Annotated in this window: 16 protein-coding genes; 6 read left to right on the top strand and 10 right to left on the bottom strand. The window is 67.3% G+C overall.

What is annotated here, in order from left to right:
* Positions 1–20: 20 nt before the first annotated feature.
* Entirely contained in the window at positions 21–755 is a 735-nt protein-coding gene (locus tag EDF57_RS11695) for a FadR/GntR family transcriptional regulator (RefSeq protein ID WP_132266778.1), read from the top strand.
* A gap of 54 nt (positions 756–809) precedes the next feature.
* Here EDF57_RS11695 and EDF57_RS11690 read toward each other — a convergent pair whose 3' ends face one another.
* From EDF57_RS11690 to EDF57_RS11660, 7 genes are all read right to left on the bottom strand, one after another.
* Positions 810–2,450 carry a peptidase S10 gene (locus EDF57_RS11690; RefSeq protein ID WP_134094382.1) on the bottom strand — a complete coding sequence of 547 codons (1,641 nt, stop codon included), beginning with the start codon at positions 2,448–2,450 and terminating at the stop codon, positions 810–812.
* 115 nt (positions 2,451–2,565) lie between these two features.
* On the bottom strand, positions 2,566–2,820 hold the full coding sequence (locus tag EDF57_RS11685) for a hypothetical protein (protein WP_134094381.1): 255 nt from the start codon (positions 2,818–2,820) through the stop codon (positions 2,566–2,568).
* Positions 2,821–2,933: 113 nt separating this feature from the next.
* Positions 2,934–3,863, bottom strand: coding sequence for a histone deacetylase (locus tag EDF57_RS11680; protein ID WP_134094380.1), 930 nt, complete (start codon positions 3,861–3,863; stop codon positions 2,934–2,936).
* 84 nt (positions 3,864–3,947) lie between these two features.
* Positions 3,948–4,955 carry a DUF2891 domain-containing protein gene (locus EDF57_RS11675; RefSeq protein ID WP_134094379.1) on the bottom strand — a complete coding sequence of 336 codons (1,008 nt, stop codon included), beginning with the start codon at positions 4,953–4,955 and terminating at the stop codon, positions 3,948–3,950.
* On the bottom strand, positions 4,952–5,905 hold the full coding sequence (locus EDF57_RS11670; RefSeq protein WP_132266788.1) for a DUF979 domain-containing protein: 954 nt from the start codon (positions 5,903–5,905) through the stop codon (positions 4,952–4,954). The genes EDF57_RS11675 and EDF57_RS11670 overlap by 4 nt, the downstream gene beginning before the upstream one ends.
* A complete protein-coding gene (locus EDF57_RS11665; RefSeq protein ID WP_134094378.1) occupies positions 5,902–6,591 on the bottom strand; it encodes a DUF969 family protein in 690 nt (229 codons plus the stop codon). Before EDF57_RS11665 ends, EDF57_RS11670 begins: the two co-directional genes overlap by 4 nt.
* 24 nt (positions 6,592–6,615) lie before the next feature.
* A complete protein-coding gene (locus EDF57_RS11660; RefSeq protein WP_134094377.1) occupies positions 6,616–10,239 on the bottom strand; it encodes a hydantoinase B/oxoprolinase family protein in 3,624 nt (1,207 codons plus the stop codon).
* Positions 10,240–10,360: 121 nt separating this feature from the next.
* Here EDF57_RS11660 and EDF57_RS11655 point away from each other — a divergent pair, with 121 nt between their 5' ends.
* Positions 10,361–10,870, top strand: coding sequence for a winged helix DNA-binding protein (locus EDF57_RS11655; RefSeq protein ID WP_134094376.1), 510 nt, complete (start codon positions 10,361–10,363; stop codon positions 10,868–10,870).
* Positions 10,871–11,145: 275 nt separating this feature from the next.
* A complete protein-coding gene (locus tag EDF57_RS11650) occupies positions 11,146–13,131 on the top strand; it encodes a TonB-dependent siderophore receptor (protein WP_134094375.1) in 1,986 nt (661 codons plus the stop codon).
* A gap of 66 nt (positions 13,132–13,197) precedes the next feature.
* On the opposite strand, the gene EDF57_RS11645 is transcribed toward EDF57_RS11650, so the two are convergent.
* On the bottom strand, positions 13,198–13,428 hold the full coding sequence (locus tag EDF57_RS11645; RefSeq protein WP_132266798.1) for a hypothetical protein: 231 nt from the start codon (positions 13,426–13,428) through the stop codon (positions 13,198–13,200).
* A 215-nt stretch (positions 13,429–13,643) separates the two neighbouring features.
* On the opposite strand from EDF57_RS11645, the gene EDF57_RS11640 reads away from it, so the two are divergent.
* Together EDF57_RS11640 and EDF57_RS11635 are read left to right on the top strand one after the other, a co-directional pair.
* Positions 13,644–15,218, top strand: coding sequence for a HAMP domain-containing sensor histidine kinase (locus tag EDF57_RS11640; protein ID WP_208324851.1), 1,575 nt, complete (start codon positions 13,644–13,646; stop codon positions 15,216–15,218).
* Positions 15,215–15,823, top strand: coding sequence for a response regulator (locus tag EDF57_RS11635; protein ID WP_134094374.1), 609 nt, complete (start codon positions 15,215–15,217; stop codon positions 15,821–15,823). The genes EDF57_RS11640 and EDF57_RS11635 overlap by 4 nt, the downstream gene beginning before the upstream one ends.
* A gap of 236 nt (positions 15,824–16,059) precedes the next feature.
* Here the strand turns inward: EDF57_RS11635 and EDF57_RS11630 are convergent, their stop codons facing one another.
* On the bottom strand, positions 16,060–16,671 hold the full coding sequence (locus EDF57_RS11630; RefSeq protein ID WP_134094373.1) for a glutathione S-transferase family protein: 612 nt from the start codon (positions 16,669–16,671) through the stop codon (positions 16,060–16,062).
* A gap of 97 nt (positions 16,672–16,768) precedes the next feature.
* Between EDF57_RS11630 and EDF57_RS11625 the strand changes: the two genes are divergently transcribed.
* Entirely contained in the window at positions 16,769–17,500 is a 732-nt protein-coding gene (locus EDF57_RS11625; protein ID WP_134094372.1) for a YafY family protein, read from the top strand.
* Between the two features lie 24 nt (positions 17,501–17,524).
* Here the strand turns inward: EDF57_RS11625 and EDF57_RS11620 are convergent, their stop codons facing one another.
* Positions 17,525–18,082 (bottom strand): DUF1993 domain-containing protein, encoded by a 558-nt coding sequence (locus tag EDF57_RS11620; protein ID WP_134094371.1) that lies wholly within the window; start codon positions 18,080–18,082, stop codon positions 17,525–17,527.
* Between the last annotated feature and the right edge of the window lie 102 nt (positions 18,083–18,184).

The following is an 18,184-nucleotide window of genomic DNA, read 5'->3' as shown; positions in this document are numbered from 1 at the left end:
GGACCGCAGACGAGGGGTGGATGAGCGTTGAAGACGACCATCCCCTGTCGCGGCACGCGACGCAGCCGACACGGGCGATCCATGATCGGATCGCACACGACCTGGCGATCGCGATCGTCGGAGGCCGCTACCAGCCCGGCGAAATGCTTCCGGGGGAAGAGCGCTACAGCGCGGAACAGGGCGTTTCGCGCACCGCCTACCGGGAAGCCGTGCGTGTTCTTTCCGCCAAGGGCCTGGTCTATAGCCGCACCAAGAGCGGCACCCGCATCAACGAGCGTCTGCGCTGGAATATCCTCGACCTCGATGTTCTGGCCTGGATGTTCGAGGCCGGGCCGACGCCGGAATTCCTGCGGGACATCTTCGAACTGCGCACCGTGGTCGAACCCGCCGCAGCCCAGTTCGCGGCGATGCGCCGCGACGGACAGGACATCTCGCGCATGGGTCACGCCCTGGAGGAAATGCGCCGTTTCGGGCTACAGACCTCGGAAGGCCGTGCGGCGGACCAGAGCTTTCACAACCTGATCCTGATGGCCACCCGCAACGAGGCGCTCATCAATCTGGCCACTTCGGTGACCGCCGTGGTCGCCTGGACCACTCGCTTCGCCCGCGACGAACGCAAGGAATCGCGCGATCCCATGCCCGATCACGATGCCGTGTTCGACGCCATCCTGCGCGGGGACCCCGAAGACGCGCGGCTCAAGATGCTCGCCCTCATCGGCAATGCCTCGCGCGATGCGGGAATGTCGGGCGCTTAGAGGCCAGGACCTCTTCTATTTTCCATACGGTATTCGGCGCTTGCGACAGTACCGTCAGCGACCCGTTCCGCTGCCGCCCGACGTCTTGCGGATGAAGGCGGCCACGTTGTCGTGAAGGGCGTGAAGTGACGGCAGGTGCGCGTAGACCATGTGGCCAGACTCGTAATACTGATACTCGACATTCGCCTGCAGGGCGGGTGGCACCGGCAAGTGCCGCATCTCGAACACGCCTTCGAAATAGGGCGTCGAAACGTCGTAATAGCCGCCGTTGACCATGACCTTCATCGTCGGATTCTGCTTCATCGCGATGGCCAGGTCCGGCAGCACATTGGGCAGCGCGATCAACGGCTTCCCGGCGGCGGGCGGCTTGTGCCGATAGTCCCAGCTGCCATAGATGCCGATGCCGGGCTTGAACTGCTTATCGCCGCCCTCGCCCGCCGCGTAATGCAGGGTGCCGCGCGCATATTGGTTGAAAGCGGCAACGTAGGCGCCCTCCAGCGCCGCGCTCTGCGGGTCGTAGTCCGCCACCTTGCTGAGCGGATCGAGCGTCACCCCGGCGAAGCGCGTGTCCAGAGTGCCGGTTGTCAGTCCCTGGTCCGACAGCAGTTCCTTCTGGAAAGCGCCATATTCGATCCTGAGATTGGTCTTCAGGAGATAGTCGGCCGATAGGCCCGTATAGGCCGCCAGTCGGTCCGCGATTTGCCGCCGCTCGGCGTCGGTCAGCGCATTGCCCTTCATCAGCGCCTGGGCATATTCCCCGGTGGCGAAGGCCTCCACTTGCGCCAGAAACGCCTTGAGATCGTCCGGCCGGTCAGCCAGCTTGCGATGATACCATGCCGTCGCCGCGTAAGTCGGCAAGGCGACGATATAGGGCAGATCGACTGAGGGATTGGACTGCGGATCGTCGGGCATCAGATCCCAGTTCAGGATGTCCGACAGCAGGATCACGCCGTTCAGGTCGATCGAACGCGCCTGCAGCGCCAGGGTCATGCCGGCCGCCCGCATCGTGCCGTAGCTTTCGCCGAACAGGTACTTCGGCGAATTCCAGCGACCGTATTTCGAGAGGAATTGCTCCACGAATTGCGAAAAGACGTCGATGTCCTGGTCCACGCCGTAAAAGGCCTTGGCCTTGTCCTTCCCCGCGATGCGGCTGAAGCCGGTGCCGGGTGCATCGATGAACACGAGGTCGCTGGCGTCGAGCAGGCTCGCGTCGTTATTGACGGTATTGTACGGCGCCGGCCCGGTATGGGCGCTGTCGGCGGTTTCCACCCGCACCGGACCGAAGGCGCCCATGTGGAGCCAGACGCTCGACGATCCGGGACCGCCGTTGAAAAGGAAGGTGATCGGGCGTCCGGGCGTTCGCACGCCGTCCTTGAAATAGGCGGTGTAGAACATCGAGGCCTCGGCCTTGCCGCCCTTCTTGTCGTCCTCGTCTTCGGACGAACGGGCATCGAGGGCGTCGGTGTCTTCCCATCCCTTGGCATGAACCACCAGCGTGCCCGCCACGGCGTGGTAGGCCAGGCGCGAACCCGCGATCGAAACCGCGCCCGTGGACTGCACCGCTTCGGGCTGGAACAGCGCGGGGTTTTCGGCATCGCCTGCAGGCACGTCCGGCGCGCTGGCCGCAGGTGCGGCAAAAGCGGCAGACGCGGCAAGGAGCGAGGCGAGCGGCAGGGCGGCCAAAGAATACTTCATCCAGCGTCTTTCGGGAAAATGCGGCCGCATCGTCAGGCCGCGATACCATTTTCGATGACACGCCCGCCCCGTTTCCGAATGGCCGGTGCGCCGCAGTCCGTCCGGTGGGAGGGGATCATTCGTAATGCGGATCCTGGAGCGCGTTCATCCAGTCGGGACACTTGTTCTCCGCCTCGCCGCGAAAGGCTTCGCTGTTGAAGGCCATGAAATCGTGAGCGGCGTCCCGCGCCGTCATGTCGGCGGGGATGCGGTAGCTCGCCGCCACCGCGTCACCGCAAGCCGCGGTCCAGCCGGCGACGTCTCTTTCCCGCTGCATCCAGAGCTGGACCAGCCAGAGAAAATCGTGGCGCTTGTCCTGCATCGTCGGCATCATGCAAGTCCTTCAAAAGTGACAGAGACGCTTGGTTGCATGGCGGGATCGCCCGTGCAACCTCCCGCAGGCCCCGCTTCGAAAAATCGGCCTGTTCCCGAAGCCGCGATATCTCAGGCACCATGACCGGCCGCCTCGCCTGCCGCATTGTGCAGGCCCGCGCCCAGGGCGAGAACGGTGCGGGCGTGCCTGCCCGCCACGGCGGCGCGGTCCGCGCCGTAGCCGCCGCCCAGAGTGCTCGCCAGGGGGAGGCCCCGCCGCCGCGCTTCGCGCGCGACCATCCGGTCCCGCGCGAGCAGGCCGTCATCGGACAGCGCCAGTCGGCCCAGTCGGTCGTCGCCATGGGCGTCGACACCGGCCTGCATGAGGATCAGGTCCGGCATGAATTCATCGAGCACACCCGGCAGCGTGCGGCCGAGGGTATCCATGTAGGCGGCATCGCCCATCCCGTCGGGCAGCGCGATATCCAGGGAGGAGCGCGCCTTACGGGTGGGGAAGTTCTTCTCCGCATGGAGGGACAAGGTGAATATGTCGCCGCGACCGGCAGTCAGCGCCGCGGTGCCGTCTCCCTGGTGAACGTCGAGGTCCAGGATCAGGATACGGGCGGCATCGCCCTCCTCGATCAGCCGGTTCGCGGCCACGGCCAGATCGTTGAACACGCAGTAGCCCGCCCCGGTATCCGCCAGCGCGTGATGACTGCCGCCCGCGCTGTTGGCCGCATAGCCGTGCCGCAAGGCGAGCTTCGCCGCGAGCCAGGTGCCGCCGACGGAAAGCTGCGATCTCCGGGAAATGCCCGCGTCCACCGCAAACCCGATCCTGCGCACCTTCGCGGCCGGAACGGTGCAGCTGAGAACTTCCTCGACATAGTCCGGGTCATGGACGGCTTCGAGCCAGCGGCGCGGCATCTCTTCCGGCACGTGCTCGGTCATGGGCGCATGGCTGGCGCGAAGCGCGTGCATCACCAGCGCATACTTGTCGTGAAGAAATGTCCCGGCCGCCCTTGTCGGGACCACATATGCGGGATGGTGGACGACATGCAGCATCGCCCGGCAGACTAGCGGTCCCGGCAGGGGCCGTCGAGCCCGCGCACCAGAGCCGGCGCGGGCCCGCTTGCCGATCGCCCGGCGCTAGAGCCCCGGACTGCCGATTGCCAGCAGGGCAAACGTCGCCAGCCAGTGCTCGCCCATATAGTCGCCCGCGACATGAGGCAGTGCGGCCTCCAGGTGTCGTTCGGCGATCGCGGCGCCTTCGCGGCGGACGAAATGGCCTTCCGGCAGCCGCGCCGCAATCTGGCGCCAGCACCAGGCCCGGCTGAGGTTCAACCCGTCGAGATGCGCGATCTTGCCGTCAGTGCGGTCCGAGACGAAAGCCGGAACCGTGAGAGTCCGGGGCTGCCCCTCGGCAATGTCCGGGAGGAAAGCATCGAACCAGAGCGCGAAGGCGGCCGGGGGCAGGACGCGGCTCATGGCCAGGGCCTCGGTCAGTGTCGGCGAGAGGAACTCGTCGCCCGACGGCTCCCAGGCCTGGGCCGCCCGGTCCTCGGCGAACCAGTCCTGCAGCCGGCTCTCGATCAGACCGGCCAGGTCGGCGCGCCGCGATGCCGCCCATTCGTGGGCCAGGACAAGCGCGAAGGCCGAATTGCTGTGGATGCCGTGGCGGATCGGGTAAGTGAGCTTCGGCAGGTAGCCCGCGAAACGCTGCGCGAAGATATCCGCCAGCGGCGCCAGGGCCTCCGCCCAGGCGCCATCCTCATGCAGCGAGAGTTCGTGATGGAGCGCCAGCAGCCATCCCCAACCGTAAGGCCGTTCGAAGCCCTGCGACAGGGGGCGGGCCAGATAGGCGATCTCGCCGGCGATCTTCCCGGGCACCAGCATCGCATCCGCATGCGCGCGAATGGCCGGCGCTTCCGGGATCTGGGGGAACTGGCGCAGCAGCCGCATCACCTGCCACCAGCCATGGACGCAGCTGTGCCAGTCGAAACTGCCGTAGAACACGGGATGCATCGCGGAAGGCGTCTGCGCGTCCTCCGGCCCGGCTAGCACATGGTCGAGCTTGTTGGGATATTCGCGGCCGAGGTGGCCAAGGGTGAGCTGCGCAAAGCGCGAGGCGTGTTCCGCCGTCAGGATCGTGGTCATCGCGAGAACCCCAGGAAGTAGAGAAGGAATATATTGGCCACCAGCATGGCCAGCGCGGTGGGCGCCTGCGCGCGAATGACGCCGTAAGTGTCGCGCAAGTTCAGAAGGGCCGCCGGCACCAGGTTGAAATTCGCCGCCATGGGCGTGAGCAGCGTGCCGCAGAACCCGGCCAGCATGCCGATTGCGGCCACGGCTGCCGGGTCGCCGTGCTGCACGTTGACCAGCAGAGGCGCGCCCATCGCCGCGAACATCACCGGAAACGCGGCCAGGGCATTGCCCATCAGCACGGTGAGCAGCGCCATGCCCGTGCAATAGAGCGCCACTTGCGCCAGCAGGCTGCCGCCGGTGTCGACGTAGTCCAGCAGGTGCCCCACCGCCGAACCCATTCCCGCCGCGGCGTAGATGATGCCAAGGCTGGCGAGGAGCTGAGGCATCAGGATCGCCCAGCCCAGGCCGTCGGCCAGCCGCACGCCTTCGCGCAGCGGCGCCTGCGCCTTCGTCCGGAACCAGACCATGCAGATCACGGTCGAGACCACCGCCCCCAGCGCCAGCGAGACCAGGGTGGCGTCGGAAGCCTTGACGATCCCGGGCACCGACTTGAACAGCACCGTTCCTCCCAGCGCTATGGCCGGGATGGCCAGAGCGGGCAGGAACAGGCGGTTGCCGTAGCGCCGGGCAGAGGCTTCCAGCGCGGTTGCGCTCGCGGTGCCGTCACTCTCGGGCGGCGCGGCTCCGGTACGTCCCGAAGCCGCGACGACGACGATGACGATGGCGAGCAGACCGTTGGCCATGTCGCCGATATAGTCGCCCAGCAGGAAGCTCAGCGCGATCAGCCCCCAGAGGAGCGCCGTGGCGCGGCCCTTGCGGTCCCGGCGGTGCCACGCCGTGACCAGCGCGAAGCCAAGGAACATGGCGCCCGCCAGCGCATAGACGAGTTCGAGGCCGATCACGCTGCTGAATCCGTCGATGAATCTGCAGCAGCATCCGCACCTGGGCGCTTCCGGCGATCCAGCAGCATCACCCGCGTGCCATGGATCAGCAAGGCCGCGATCGCCGTCGGCACGGCCCACATCGAAAGCGCGAAGGGCTCGGCCTTCATGCCATAGCCTTCCATCACGCCTTTCATCAGCAGGATGGAGCCGATCGCGAGGAAGATGTCCTCCCCGAAGAACAGGCCGATATTGTCCGTCGCCGCCGCGAGCGCTTTCGCGCGGTCGCTGTCGTGCCCGGATCCGTCCTTCTCGGCCGCCGCTTCCGCCATCGGCGCCAGCATGGGGCGCACCATCGTCACTTGTCCGCCAAGTTGCGTCAGGCCCACGGCGGAAGTCAGCTGGCGGGCGAGCAGGTAAGCCAGCAGCAGGCGGCCCAGCGTGATGCCGCGCAAACCGCGCATGAGCTGTTTCGCGCGCTCCTGCAGCCCGTGGCGTTCCAGCAGCCCGATGGTGGGGATCACCAGGAAGACCGCCGTGACGAACTTGTTGGCATTGAAGGCGGCGCCGAACCGGGCGAGCAGGTCGAGGAACGGCAGGCCCGCCGCCAGCCCCGCCGTAGCGGCCGAAGCCAGCACCACGGCCAGCGGATTGACCCGGACGACGAGCCCGGCGACCAGGACGACGACGGCTAACAGAACCAGCATGTCATGCTTTCCCCTCGAAGCGGTTCAGACCGCGGCGTCGGAATCGGCCGGCGCCCCGAAGCCGCCGCCGCCCGGCGTTTCTATGACGATGGCGTCGCCGGGTGCCAGCGGCGTTTCCGCCGTGCCGGCCAGATCGCTCCGCGATCCGTCCCGGCGCTCCACCCATTGCCGGCCCGGCTGCCCCGCCGCGCCGCCGTCGAGACCGAACGGCCCTTCGCTGCGCCGCGACGAAACGATGGTGGCGGTCAGCGGCTCCAGCGCCATGATCCTGCGCACCACGCCGTCACCGCCGCGATGCCGCCCCTCTCCGCCCGATCCCTTGCGGATCGCGAACGTTTCGAGCCGCACCGGGTAGCGCATTTCCAGCACTTCGGGATCGGTGATGCGCGTGTTGGTCATGTGGGTGTGAACGGCAGAAGCCCCGTGCGCGCGCGGACTGGCCCCGGCGCCTCCGCATATCGTCTCGTAGTACTGCACCCGCTCGTTGCCGAACAGGAAGTTGTTCATCGTCGCCTGCGCGCTGGCCGTGGCGCCGAGCGCGCCGAGCAGGGCATTGCAGACCGCCTGGCTCACCTCGGTATTGCCGGCCACCACCGCCGCGCCGGGATGGGGCGAGAGGAAGGTTCCCTCCGGCACGACGATGTCGAGCGGCACGAGGCACCCTTCGTTGAGCGGCAGGTCGGCATCTACGAGGCAGCGGAAAGCATAGAGCACGGAAGCGCGCGTGACGGCAGGCGGGGCGTTGAAGTTGCCCGGCCGCTGTGCATCGGTGCCGGTAAAGTCGATCGTGGCGCTGCGGCGCGCGCGGTCCACCGTCACGCTCACCCGCAGGCGGGCGCCGTCGTCCATGCGGTAATCGAATGCACCGTCGCCGATGCGGTCGATCACCCGGCGCAGGCTCTCTTCGGCATTGGCCATCATGTGGCCGACATATGTCGAGACCGTCGGCCAGCCATAGCGGCGCATCAGGCCCAGGATCTCGCGGATGCCGGTCTCGTTGGCCGCCACCTGGGCCTTGAGATCGGCGACGTTCATGTCGGGATTGCGCGCCGGATAGCGGGCAGAGGACAGCAGTTCGCGCAGGGCCGCCTCGCGGAATGCACCGCCTTCGAGCAGGAGGAAATCGTCGATGACGACGCCTTCCTCCTCCAGGCTGGTCGAATCCGCTGGCGTGGAGCCCGGCGCGATGCCGCCGATGTCGGCATGATGGCCGCGGTTGGCCACGAAGAAGCGGATGTGCTCGCCCGCCTCGTCGAAGACCGGCGCCACCAGGGTGACATCGGGCAAGTGAGTGCCGCCGCGGTAGGGATCGTTGAGCGCGACCATGTCCCCGGGCTGGAGGCTGTCGCCCCGCGCGGCCAGCACCGCACGCACGCTCTCGCCCATCGCGCCGAGATGGACCGGCACATGCGGGGCATTGGCGATCAGCTGGCCGCCCGCGTCGAAGAGCGCGCAGGAGAAATCGAGCCGCTCCTTGATATTGACGCTGGTGGAGGTGTGCCGCAGCACCGCGCCCATCTGCTCGGCAACCGCCATGAACATGTTGTTGAACAGTTCGAGCATCATCGGATCGGCCACGCCGCCATCGTCGCGGCGCTTGCGGTCTGCCGATGCGCCTCCCTGCCGCAGGACGAGGTTGCCCCAGTCGTCGGTCGTTGCCGTCCAGCCGGGTTCGACCACCGTGGTGGCCAGCGGCTCGCGAACGAGCGCCGGGCCGACGATGCGGTCCCCCGCCAGCAAAGCCGCGCGGTCATGAACGTCGGCCAGGGCCTCCGCGCCGTTCGCCCAGAGCGGCATGCGCGTGAGCACCGGCGGCAGCGCGCCGTCCGGCCGCCGCGCCAGTCGCGGCATCGCCGCCGGTTCGCCCGGCAGGATCACTTCCACCTCGATACTGTCGATCACCAGCCCGCGACCCGGCGTGGAGAACCCGAAACGCGCGACATGCGCCGCATCGAAGGCCAGGGTCATGGCGGCGTCATCGTCCAGCGCAACGGCAATGCCGGTATCCGTGCCTTCGTAGCGCAAGTGCACGCGGGCCTCGGTCCGCAGCAGCGCTTCGTCGCCGGACTGCACGATCGAGCGGGCCAGGTCCGCCGCGATCTGCCGCGCATCCGCGCTTGCCGCGGCGGCCGCAGCGCCATCGAGCGGACGCTCCACGGCCACGCGGCGCACTTCGCTGCGGTCGGCCAGGCCCATGCCATAGGCCGACAGGACGCCCGCGAAGGGATGGATGAAGACGGTGGAGATGCCCAGTTCCTGCGCGACCATGGAGGCATGCTGGCCGCCAGCGCCGCCGAAGCACTGCAAGGTGAAATCGGCAAGGTCGTGCCCGCGCTCGGTGGAGACTTCCTTGATGGCGCGCGCCATGGCGGCCACGGCCACGCGCACGAAGCTCTCTGCCACTTCGCGTGGGTCGGAAGACCGCCCCGTCGCCGCCGCGACCTCCTGTGCGAGCGCGGCAAAGCCCTGTTCCACCACCTCGCGGTCCAGCGGCAGGGTTCCTTCCGGCCCGAAGATCGCCGGGAAGAACGCGGGCGCGATCCGGCCCAGCATGACATTGGCGTCGGTTACCGTCAGCGGGCCGCCGCGGCGATAGCAGGCCGGCCCCGGATCGGCCCCGGCACTGTCCGGCCCGACGCGGTAGCGCGCGCCGTCGAAGTGCAGGATCGATCCGCCGCCCGCCGCCACCGTATTGATCGCGATCATCGGCACGCGGACTTTGGCACCTGCCACTTCGGCGTCGACCACCCGCTCCAGCGCCCCGGCATAAAGCGCCACGTCGGTGGACGTGCCGCCCATGTCGAAGCCGATGATGCGATCGAAGCCTGCCGCCTGCGCGGTCCGGGCCGCGCCGATCACGCCTCCTGCCGGGCCGGACAGGATCGCGTCCTTGCCGTGGAACTTGTCATGCTCGGTGAGGCCGCCGTTGGACTGCATGAAATAGAGCGGCACATCGCCCAGCCGGTCTACCACGCGGCCCACGTAGTCGCTCAGTACGGGCGAGAGATAGGCATCGACCACGGCCGTCGACGCGCGCGGCACCAGGCCCAGCAGCGCGCTGGTGCCGTGGCTGGTGGAGACTTGCGTGAAGCCGGCCTCCCTGGCCAGTTCCGCCAGCCGCTGCTCTGCCGCGGGGTATTTCCAGCCATGCGCCAGGGCGATGGCGCAGGCCGATATCCCCTCGGCCCGGTGGCGGGCGAACATCCGCGCCGCCGCGTCCTCGTCCAGTTCCGAGATCGTCTGGCCATGTACGTCGCAGCGCCCACCCACTTCCTCGACAGCCGTATAGAGCTGCGAAGGTCGCCGGATATCCAGCGCGAACAGGTCGGGACGGCTCTGGTCGCCGATCTCCAGCAAGTCGCCGAACCCTTCGTCGAGGACCAGGAGCAGCGATGCGCCCTGCCGCTCCAGCAGGGCATTGGTGGCGACGGTGGTGCCCATCTTCACCTCGGCCACCAGTCCGTGGGGCAAAGGCTCGTCCGCCTCCAGCCCCAGCAGGCTGCGAATGCCGGCAGTGGCGGCGTCGCGGTAACGCTGCGGGTTTTCGCTGAGCAACTTGGTGGAAACGAAAGTGCCGTCCGGCCTGCGGCCGACGATGTCGGTGAACGTGCCGCCACGGTCTATCCAGAACTGCCAACCCGACGACATCGCACACTCCGATATTTTATCGATAAATTATCAATGAGGGGTCTTGGCCCCGCCTGTCAAGCTGGGTGCAGGCAGGCCCGGCATCATTGACAAGCGCTCCGCCGGGATTTCATAAAACCGCATGAGCGCCATCGAACCGGGTCCGATCATTTCCTCCGCCCATCTGGCAGATGGCGCGTCTCCCGCCCTTTCCGAGCTGGAATTCAGCCTGACGCTGGCGGCCAATGCCTACCAGAAATGGATCGTGCGCTGCGCCGCCGCCGCCGGCCAGCAACTCGCGCCGCTGGAAGTGCTGGTGCTCCACTCCGTCCGCCACCGCGACCGCCCGAAGCGGTTCATGGACCTCATGCTGGTGCTTCATGTCGAGGACGCACATCTGGTGAACTACGCCGTGCGCAAGCTCTCCCGCGCCGGACTGGTGGAGACGCGCAAGGTCGGCAAGGAAAAGGTCATCGAAGTGACTTCTGCCGGCATCGCATTCTGCGACGCCTATCGCGCAATCCGCGAGAAAGTGCTGGTCGGCGACGTGAAGTCCTCCCTCAGCGAGGAAAAGCTCTCGCAGATGGCCGAAGCGCTGCGCATGCTCTCGGGAGACTACAGCCAAGCCGCCCGCGCCGCCGCCACGTTGTGACCGGCTGAACCGGCCGGACGCGCTGCATCCGCGTCCGCGGGATCCGTCTCCGAACGAAAATGCTGATAATGCGATTGATTCGCATATGCAAAATAGCCTATTGCGCTGCAGCATTTTGACAGGGGCGCGACATTTCCAGGTTAGCAATTCTGAAGTCACTGGCGCTGGCGGCGCCGGTCCTTTCCACTGCGGCATGGGCTGCCGAAGAAAACGGCCCGATCGTCGTGAATGGACGGTCCGAAGGAATCTACGGCATTTCCACCGCAAGCACCGGCATGAAGATCGACGTGCCCGTGCTGAAGACGCCGCAATCGATCACGGCGATCTCCAACGCCGTGATCCTGGAGCAATCGGCCGAAACGCTGACCGACGTGCTGCGCAACGTCAGCGGCATCACCGAGGCCAATTCGTTCGGCAACACCGGCGACAATTTCATGATCCGCGGCTTCGAGAGCGGCCAGGGCTCGGTCCTGCGAGACGGCTACCTGAGCGTGCAGGTGCGTGCGCTCAATGCCTCGACCGAGCGGGTGGAAGTGCTCAAGGGCCCGGCTTCGCTGCTTTACGGCCGTTTCGAGCCCGGCGGCCTGGTGAACGTGGTGACCAAGAAACCGCTCGACAGTTTCCATTACAACATCAGTGCCAATGCCAGCACGCGCGGACAGAGCCGGCAGATGGCCGACGTTACCGGCCCGCTTGGCGGCGGCTTCGCATTCCGCCTGATCGGCGAGCGCGAGGACAGCGACTACTGGCGCCCGCACGGACATGACATCGAACGCACGTTCGTGGCCCCCAGCCTCTCGTGGAGCGGCCATGGCTTCAGCCTTCTGGCCACTTACGAATATACCGACAGCACCCAGCCCTTCGACCGCGGCCGCGTATACTACAACGGCAAGCGGCTCGACACGCCCGCCACGCGGTACTTCGGAGAAGCGTTCACCACGCTGAAGCAGAGGCTTCATTCGGGGAACGTCCTGCTTGGCTACGCTTTCGCGCCGGGCTGGCGAATGGAGGCGAAGTACGCCATCCAGCGCACTTCGGGTTCCGACCTTCAGGTGCGCCCGCGCAGCCTGGTGGTCGGCGACGATGGCGAAGCGACCGGCGAACTCATCCGCAGTCTCGACGGCAACCGCGACCTTCACGACAACCGTGACTATCTCTCGCTCAACCTGCACGGCGATGTGCAGATGCTGGGCATGCGCCACAAGCTGCTGTTCGGCGCGGATTACGAGACTTACGAAAGCCTGCGCGGCTTCCAGGTGGATTCGCCGCGACGGGGCGGTTTCAACATATACGATCCGGTCTACGGCCTGCTGGACCAGAACCTTGCGGAGCTGACTGTCACCCCCAATTCGGCAACGGTCGATCGCTACAGGACGGCCGGTCTCTACGTTCAGGACCTGGTGATGCTGGACGATGCCTGGACACTGGTGCTGGGGGGCCGCTACGAGACCTTCCGGGACTTCACGCAAAGCGGCTCGAACGTCAGCGACCGTTCGAAGACCGATACTTTCCTGCCGCGGCTGGGACTGGTCTTTCAACCTCGCCCGAACATGTCGGTCTACGCCAGCTATTCGCGCGCCTTCGCGCCGAACCCCTCGGTTCCCGCCGAGGGCAGCCAGCCGGCCTCCGGGCCCTTCCCGCCCGAGCGCAGCCGCAGCTACGAAGTGGGGCTGAAGGCCGAGCTGTTTTCCGGGGTCACCACCACTCTGGCCGTCTACGACATCCGGAAAAACAACGTCCTGGAAACGGTGGATATCGGCGACGGCAATACGATCACCGAAGCCCGCGACAAGGTCACCTCGCGCGGGGTGGAATTCGATCTCGCCGGTGAGATCACGCGCCGCCTGAGCGTGATCCTGTCCTATGCCTATACGGACGCCCGGGACCCGCAGAGCACATTCCAGGACAATGTCGTGAACGTGGCGCGGCATACCGGCAGCCTGGCGCTGTCCTACCGGCCCGGCGGCGCGCTGGACGGTCTTTCGCTCGGCGGCGGCGCCTATCGCGTCGCCCGGCGTTATGGCGGGCTGTCCCAGGCCCCGAACGGATCGACGAGCGTGCCCTTCTTCCTGGACGGCTACACGACGTTCGACCTCAACGCCGGCTACGCCTTTGAAGTCGCCTCCGGACACAGCGCTTATGCCCGCATGACGCTGCGAAACCTGACCAACCGCAATTACGACCAGTCCGCCGGCAATGCCCTGCGCGTCGTTCCCGGGCAGGCGCGGACGCTGTTCGCCGCGATCGGGATGCGGATGTAGGGGCCTTGAAGAAAGGGCCGCGTTCGTTCCGGCGCGGCCCTCTCACGGTTCGATCGGAGCGCCCGCTTACCAGACGACGATGGGGTTGCGCGCCTTCAGCTCGTCGATCCGCCGCTTGGCCGCGAGCATGCCGGCCATTTCGGATGCGCCCTTCGGATAGGCCATGGCCTGCCAGTTGCTCACCCCGCCCCGGGATGTCGGCGGATAGGGCCCGTCGATCCAGTAACCGGGAATGCTCGCTTCCAGAGCATCCAGCAGTTCGCGAAGGGTACCGCGGCTGATGGTGTCATTTGTCATGACTCAGAAAACGATGAGGCGGCCGAAGGCTGCCTTGCCCTGCCTCGCCTTGTCGATAAGTGTGCCGGGCAACAGGAACCCGCGGTTCGTCCGCTCCGGGGCGCGATCGTCCCGCTACCGTAAAACCTCCGGGTTTATCCGCGCCTTGCGATCTGCCACAGCTTGCGCCGATGACTGCGCTCCCACACCATCATGACCGCCGGATAAAGGGGCGAATGATAGATTTGCGGGCGAGCGATCTGCCTCTGCTGGTCCTCTACGCGCTCGCGTTCGCGCTGCTGCACTGGACGGCCAGCCCCTGGAGCGGTGCGGGCTTCTTCTCGCTATGGTACCCGCCCGCTGGTCTGCGTTTCGCGGTGCTGTGGAGCCGGGGCGCCCGCTTCGCGCCCTGGCTGGTCCTTGCCGAACTGGCCGCAGACTTCAGCGCCGGCGTCATCGACATCGGGGCTCCGGGCCTGCTTCAGGCGGTGATCGGCGCGATGCGGCCGGGGCTGACGTATGGCTTGGCGCTGGCCGTCACGCGCGGGATTGCGCGGAGCAAGGACGACACCTTTTCGCTGCCGCCGATGATGATGGGGCTGGCCGCGGTTGCGGCACCGGCGCTCAATGCCCTGCTCGTGGCGCCCATCGACGCCCTGCTGCCGGCCGATGCCGGGCGATACCGCATCGGTGTGGACATCGCGATCTCGCTTACCGGGCTAGCCGTGGGAGACCTGCTCGGCATCCTCGTGCTGGCGCCGCCCCTGCTGTGGATCGCGGCGTTGACGGGCGGCCCGCGGCAGGCTCTGCCCCGGCCGCCCGCGCGGCGTGCGGTACTGGAGGATGCGCTCGTCCTGTCGGGCTGCCTGCTGCTGACGATTGCCCTGTGGCGCGCCGGGCTGGGCGCGCAGCCGGCGCCGGGACTGCTGGCGGGCGCCTGGATCGGCCTGCGCCACGGCCGCATTGCCGCCTGGCTGGCGATCGTGGCGCAAGTCCTGGCCTTCCTTCCCTATTCGTCCGGCCGGTTGGACGATGCGACGCGGCTGGAGCTGCATCTGGGCATTGCCGCGGTCGTGCTGGTCACCTGGCTCGCGGGGAGCTTCTCCGACGCGCAGAAGACCGCGCGGATCATGCTGGAGAGACGCAACCGCCTGCTGTTCCAGGCCGAGCGACTCAAGACCCTGAGAGCGATGTCGGTGGCGGTGATCCACGAGATCAGCCAGCCGCTCTCCACCCTGGCCATCGAGGCCGGCCACCTCGCCCGGGCGACCGAACATCTTGACGCCGACATCGCCGAGAGCGCCGCGCTGGTCGATCGCAAGGCGCGCGACTTATCCGACCTCGTGCGCCGCCTGCGCCGCTTCGGCGGCCGCGACGTGGACGAGCCTTCGCTGCTGCCCGTTTCGATGTTGCTGCAGACCGCCTGCCAGATCGTCGCGGCCGAGTTACGCGCGTCAGGCGGCCGGATCGATTGTCTCGGCATCGCCCCGGACCTTGCCGTTCAGGCGCAGGAGATCGAACTGACGCAGGCCCTTGTGAACCTGCTGCGCAACGCCGTCGCGGCCAGCCCCGGCGAAGCGATCGCGCTGCGCGCCGGGGCCGTCGCCGACGAAGTCCGCATCGAAGTGACCAATCCGCTCCTGGCCGCACGGAAAACCGACGCTCAGCCCCTGGGGGCGGGCATGGGGATCGGTCTCGTCATTGCCCGCACCATCGTGGAGGCGCATGGCGGCACGCTCGTCCGGCAGGACGACGTCGATACCGCGCGCTTCGTTCTGTCCCTGCCCCTCGTCGCCGGACCCCTGCCATGACCGACCCCGCCACCTCTCCCGCCGCCCCTCTCGTCGCCGTGCTGGACGACGATGCCGATCTCGGCGCCAGCGTGGCGCGATTACTGGCGCGCAACCGGATGGATGCGCGGGCCTTCACGGACCCCCGGGCGCTTCTGGCCATCCTGCCCGATTGCGCATTCGGCTGCGTCATCAGCGACATCCAGATGGGCGAGATGGACGGCTTTGCCTTCGCCGACGTCTTGCGCGCCCGCGATCCGGCCGTGTCGCTGGTGTTCATGACCGCCTGGCCGACGACCGCCCATGCCGTCGATGCGGTGCGCCGCCACGGCGGGATCGACTATCTCGAAAAGCCGATCGACGAACCGCGCCTGATCGCCGCCGTGGCCGAAGGCCTGGGCTGGTCCGCGCGGGAGCGGCGCATCGCCGCCATGACCGCCGCCTTCACCCGGCGCGAGCGCGACGTGTTCGACCTGCTGGTGCGCGGCCACTCCAACAAGGAGATCGCCGAGCGCCTGGCGATCTCCGCGCGGACGGTGGAAGATCACCGCGCGGCCATCGTCACCAAGACAAGGACCAACGGCCTGGCCCAGCTCATCGCTCTCAGCCGCGGGGAAGCGGTCTAGGTTTCCGGCCCCCAATTTCGGAACACCGGGAATTTCCCGGATCGACCCGGCACTTGCCCCGCGCCAGTTTCCCCATGCGACCCGAAGGCCTGTCCGAATTCCACAATGGACCAGGCTGCCCTGGCCGGCCAGGCTCCCGAGCCTGCGCCGGCCTTTTCGCAAGCTCCCGGTCCATCGTGAAGTCCGGTTTGCCGAAGGCGCCATCGCCGGGCCGGGCGATGGTGCCGTCAGTAGGGTCAGGCCGCGTTCTGCAGACCGGCGGCACCGTCCCGCGCCAATGCCTGCTGGGCGGCGGGGCGCTTGCGGCACCGCGCGACATAGGCGTCCATCGCGGCATCCTCGGGGAACGCCCGGCGGGCGAAGTTCAGCGCGCTGCCGATGAGAATGTCGGCAGCCGTAAACTGCTCGCCCATGACGTAGGGACCCGCCGCAAAGGCACTGGCCAGCTTTCGCAGCACCGCATCGTAGCCGCGCCGCTTCTCTGGCGATCCTTCGAGTTCTCCCGTAAATCCGGCAAAGAGAGCCGGCTCCATTTCCGCCACATACCAGGCCATCCAGGTCAGGTATTCACCGCGGCGCGGATCGCCGGGCTTCGGCGCCAGGCCCTGCTCGGGAAAGGCATCCGCGAGGTAGAGGGCGATGGCCTGCGATTCTGCCAGAAAGACACCGTCGTGGTCCAGCGCCGGCACGCGCTTCTCGGGATGGGGGTTGGATGCGTCCGGAGTGCCCTCTCCCGTCATCGGGCGAAAGATGGTCACTGGCCGGATTTCGTAGGACGCGCCCAATTCCTCCAGCATCCAGACGATGCGGGAGGAACGCGAATTCGGCGCATGGAACAAAGTGAGCATCGGTAGGTCTCCTGGAATTCTCGCGGTGCATGGTCACGCCGCGAAGTTCCCGATAGAGAAGCCCTACTGACAGCATATTGTCAGTAGGAGGCATGCGATGCGACGGGCGGACCGACTTTTCCAGATCATCCAGATCCTCAGGCGGTCGTCGCGGGCGGTGACGGCGGGAGAGATCGCCGGCGAACTCGAAGTCTCGCAGCGCACCGTCTATCGCGACATCGCCGACCTCGTCGGGCAGCGCGTGCCGATCCGCGGCGAGACCGGCTTCGGCTATATCCTCGACGACGCGTTCGACATGCCGCCGCTGATGCTGACGACGGACGAGATCGAGGCTGCCGTGCTGGGCGCACAATGGGTGATGGGCCGCGGCGATCCGGTGCTGGCCCGCGCCGCGCGGGACCTCATCGCCAAGATCACCTGCGTCGCGCCCGAACGCTTGCGCTCGGTCATCGCCACGCCCTCCATCGGCACGCCGTCCAGCGGGCAGTGGCCGGGCCGGTCCATGGCGCCTGACGGCATCGACCTGGCCCGCACCCGCACCTGGATCCACGAGGGGCGCAAGATCGTCCTCGACTATCGTGACGAGCAGGGCCGGACCTCCCGGCGCACCATCTGGCCGGTGATCGTGGGCTTCATGGAAAATGCCCGCATGCTGGCAGCCTGGTGCGAAATGCGCGAGGACTTCCGCCACTTCCGCGCCGACCGCGTGCTCCAGGCGGAGTTCCTGGACGATCGGCACGGAGTCCGGGCCAGCACCCTGCGCCAGCGCTGGAAACGGCACATGGCGGAGGCGAGCCGCGCCCGTCAGCGCGCGGCCGCCGAAGCGTGAACCCGTGACAGCTTCGGTCCGCGCTTATTGCCCGGGCATGGTGCCCGGCCGGAGGTAAGGGAACATGTGCGCGACATAGTCCGCCTTGCCCAGGTCCACGCCTTGGGCGCGAAGGATGGCGTAGGCGGTCATGACGTGGAAGTAGAACTGCGGCAGCGCCCAGTCGCGGACATATTGGGCCGCGTCCAGATCGAAGACCATGCCCTGCGGCAGGGCGTGAGCGATGGCGGCTGCCGGATCGACCTCAGGCATGCCGACCGCCGCCTGCTCCACGATCGCCACGGTCTCGGCGATCCTGGTGCGCGCCTCGGCAATCGAGCCGGGCTGCTCTCCCCCTTTGCGTCCTTCGTCGAGCAGTTCCGCGATCGAGGGCGGAAGAGGCTCCCCGCGCAGCCTGAACATGCCTTCCTGTGCCTGGACGCAGGCGAAGCGGACCTGGGTGGACAGAGGAAACATGTCGGGAGCCAGGCGCGCCGCCATCAGCGCATCGGCCTGATCGCCGGCTTCGGCCTTGCCGAGCCATGCCGACAAGGCGCCGAGCATCTGGAGGTAGGTAGGCACTAGGATATCCGGCAGCGTCATGATGGTCTTTCCGATCGTTGGGGCCAGGCGGCACGGCTTGCACGGGCGCTGGCGGCAGGACATAGTGAACGCCATCCGGCCGCCTTTCGACGCGATATCGAA

Source organism: Novosphingobium sp. PhB55, from assembly GCF_004368805.1.
In the GTDB taxonomy this organism is placed as follows: domain Bacteria; phylum Pseudomonadota; class Alphaproteobacteria; order Sphingomonadales; family Sphingomonadaceae; genus Novosphingobium.
This window is presented reverse-complemented; position numbering and strand designations above follow the sequence as displayed.

Coding starts and splice junctions, on each gene's coding strand:
- EDF57_RS11635 (WP_134094374.1), top strand. CDS start 15,215: ATGACCGACCCCGCCACCTCTCCCGCCGCCCCTCTCGTCGCCGTGCTG.
- EDF57_RS11645 (WP_132266798.1), bottom strand. CDS start 13,428: ATGACAAATGACACCATCAGCCGCGGTACCCTTCGCGAACTGCTGGAT.
- EDF57_RS11655 (WP_134094376.1), top strand. CDS start 10,361: ATGAGCGCCATCGAACCGGGTCCGATCATTTCCTCCGCCCATCTGGCA.
- EDF57_RS11695 (WP_132266778.1), top strand. CDS start 21: ATGAGCGTTGAAGACGACCATCCCCTGTCGCGGCACGCGACGCAGCCG.
- EDF57_RS11625 (WP_134094372.1), top strand. CDS start 16,769: ATGCGACGGGCGGACCGACTTTTCCAGATCATCCAGATCCTCAGGCGG.
- EDF57_RS11620 (WP_134094371.1), bottom strand. CDS start 18,082: ATGACGCTGCCGGATATCCTAGTGCCTACCTACCTCCAGATGCTCGGC.
- EDF57_RS11665 (WP_134094378.1), bottom strand. CDS start 6,591: ATGCTGGTTCTGTTAGCCGTCGTCGTCCTGGTCGCCGGGCTCGTCGTC.
- EDF57_RS11685 (WP_134094381.1), bottom strand. CDS start 2,820: ATGCCGACGATGCAGGACAAGCGCCACGATTTTCTCTGGCTGGTCCAG.
- EDF57_RS11690 (WP_134094382.1), bottom strand. CDS start 2,450: ATGAAGTATTCTTTGGCCGCCCTGCCGCTCGCCTCGCTCCTTGCCGCG.
- EDF57_RS11660 (WP_134094377.1), bottom strand. CDS start 10,239: ATGTCGTCGGGTTGGCAGTTCTGGATAGACCGTGGCGGCACGTTCACC.
- EDF57_RS11640 (WP_208324851.1), top strand. CDS start 13,644: ATGATAGATTTGCGGGCGAGCGATCTGCCTCTGCTGGTCCTCTACGCG.
- EDF57_RS11630 (WP_134094373.1), bottom strand. CDS start 16,671: ATGCTCACTTTGTTCCATGCGCCGAATTCGCGTTCCTCCCGCATCGTC.
- EDF57_RS11650 (WP_134094375.1), top strand. CDS start 11,146: ATGAAGATCGACGTGCCCGTGCTGAAGACGCCGCAATCGATCACGGCG.
- EDF57_RS11680 (WP_134094380.1), bottom strand. CDS start 3,863: ATGCTGCATGTCGTCCACCATCCCGCATATGTGGTCCCGACAAGGGCG.
- EDF57_RS11675 (WP_134094379.1), bottom strand. CDS start 4,955: ATGACCACGATCCTGACGGCGGAACACGCCTCGCGCTTTGCGCAGCTC.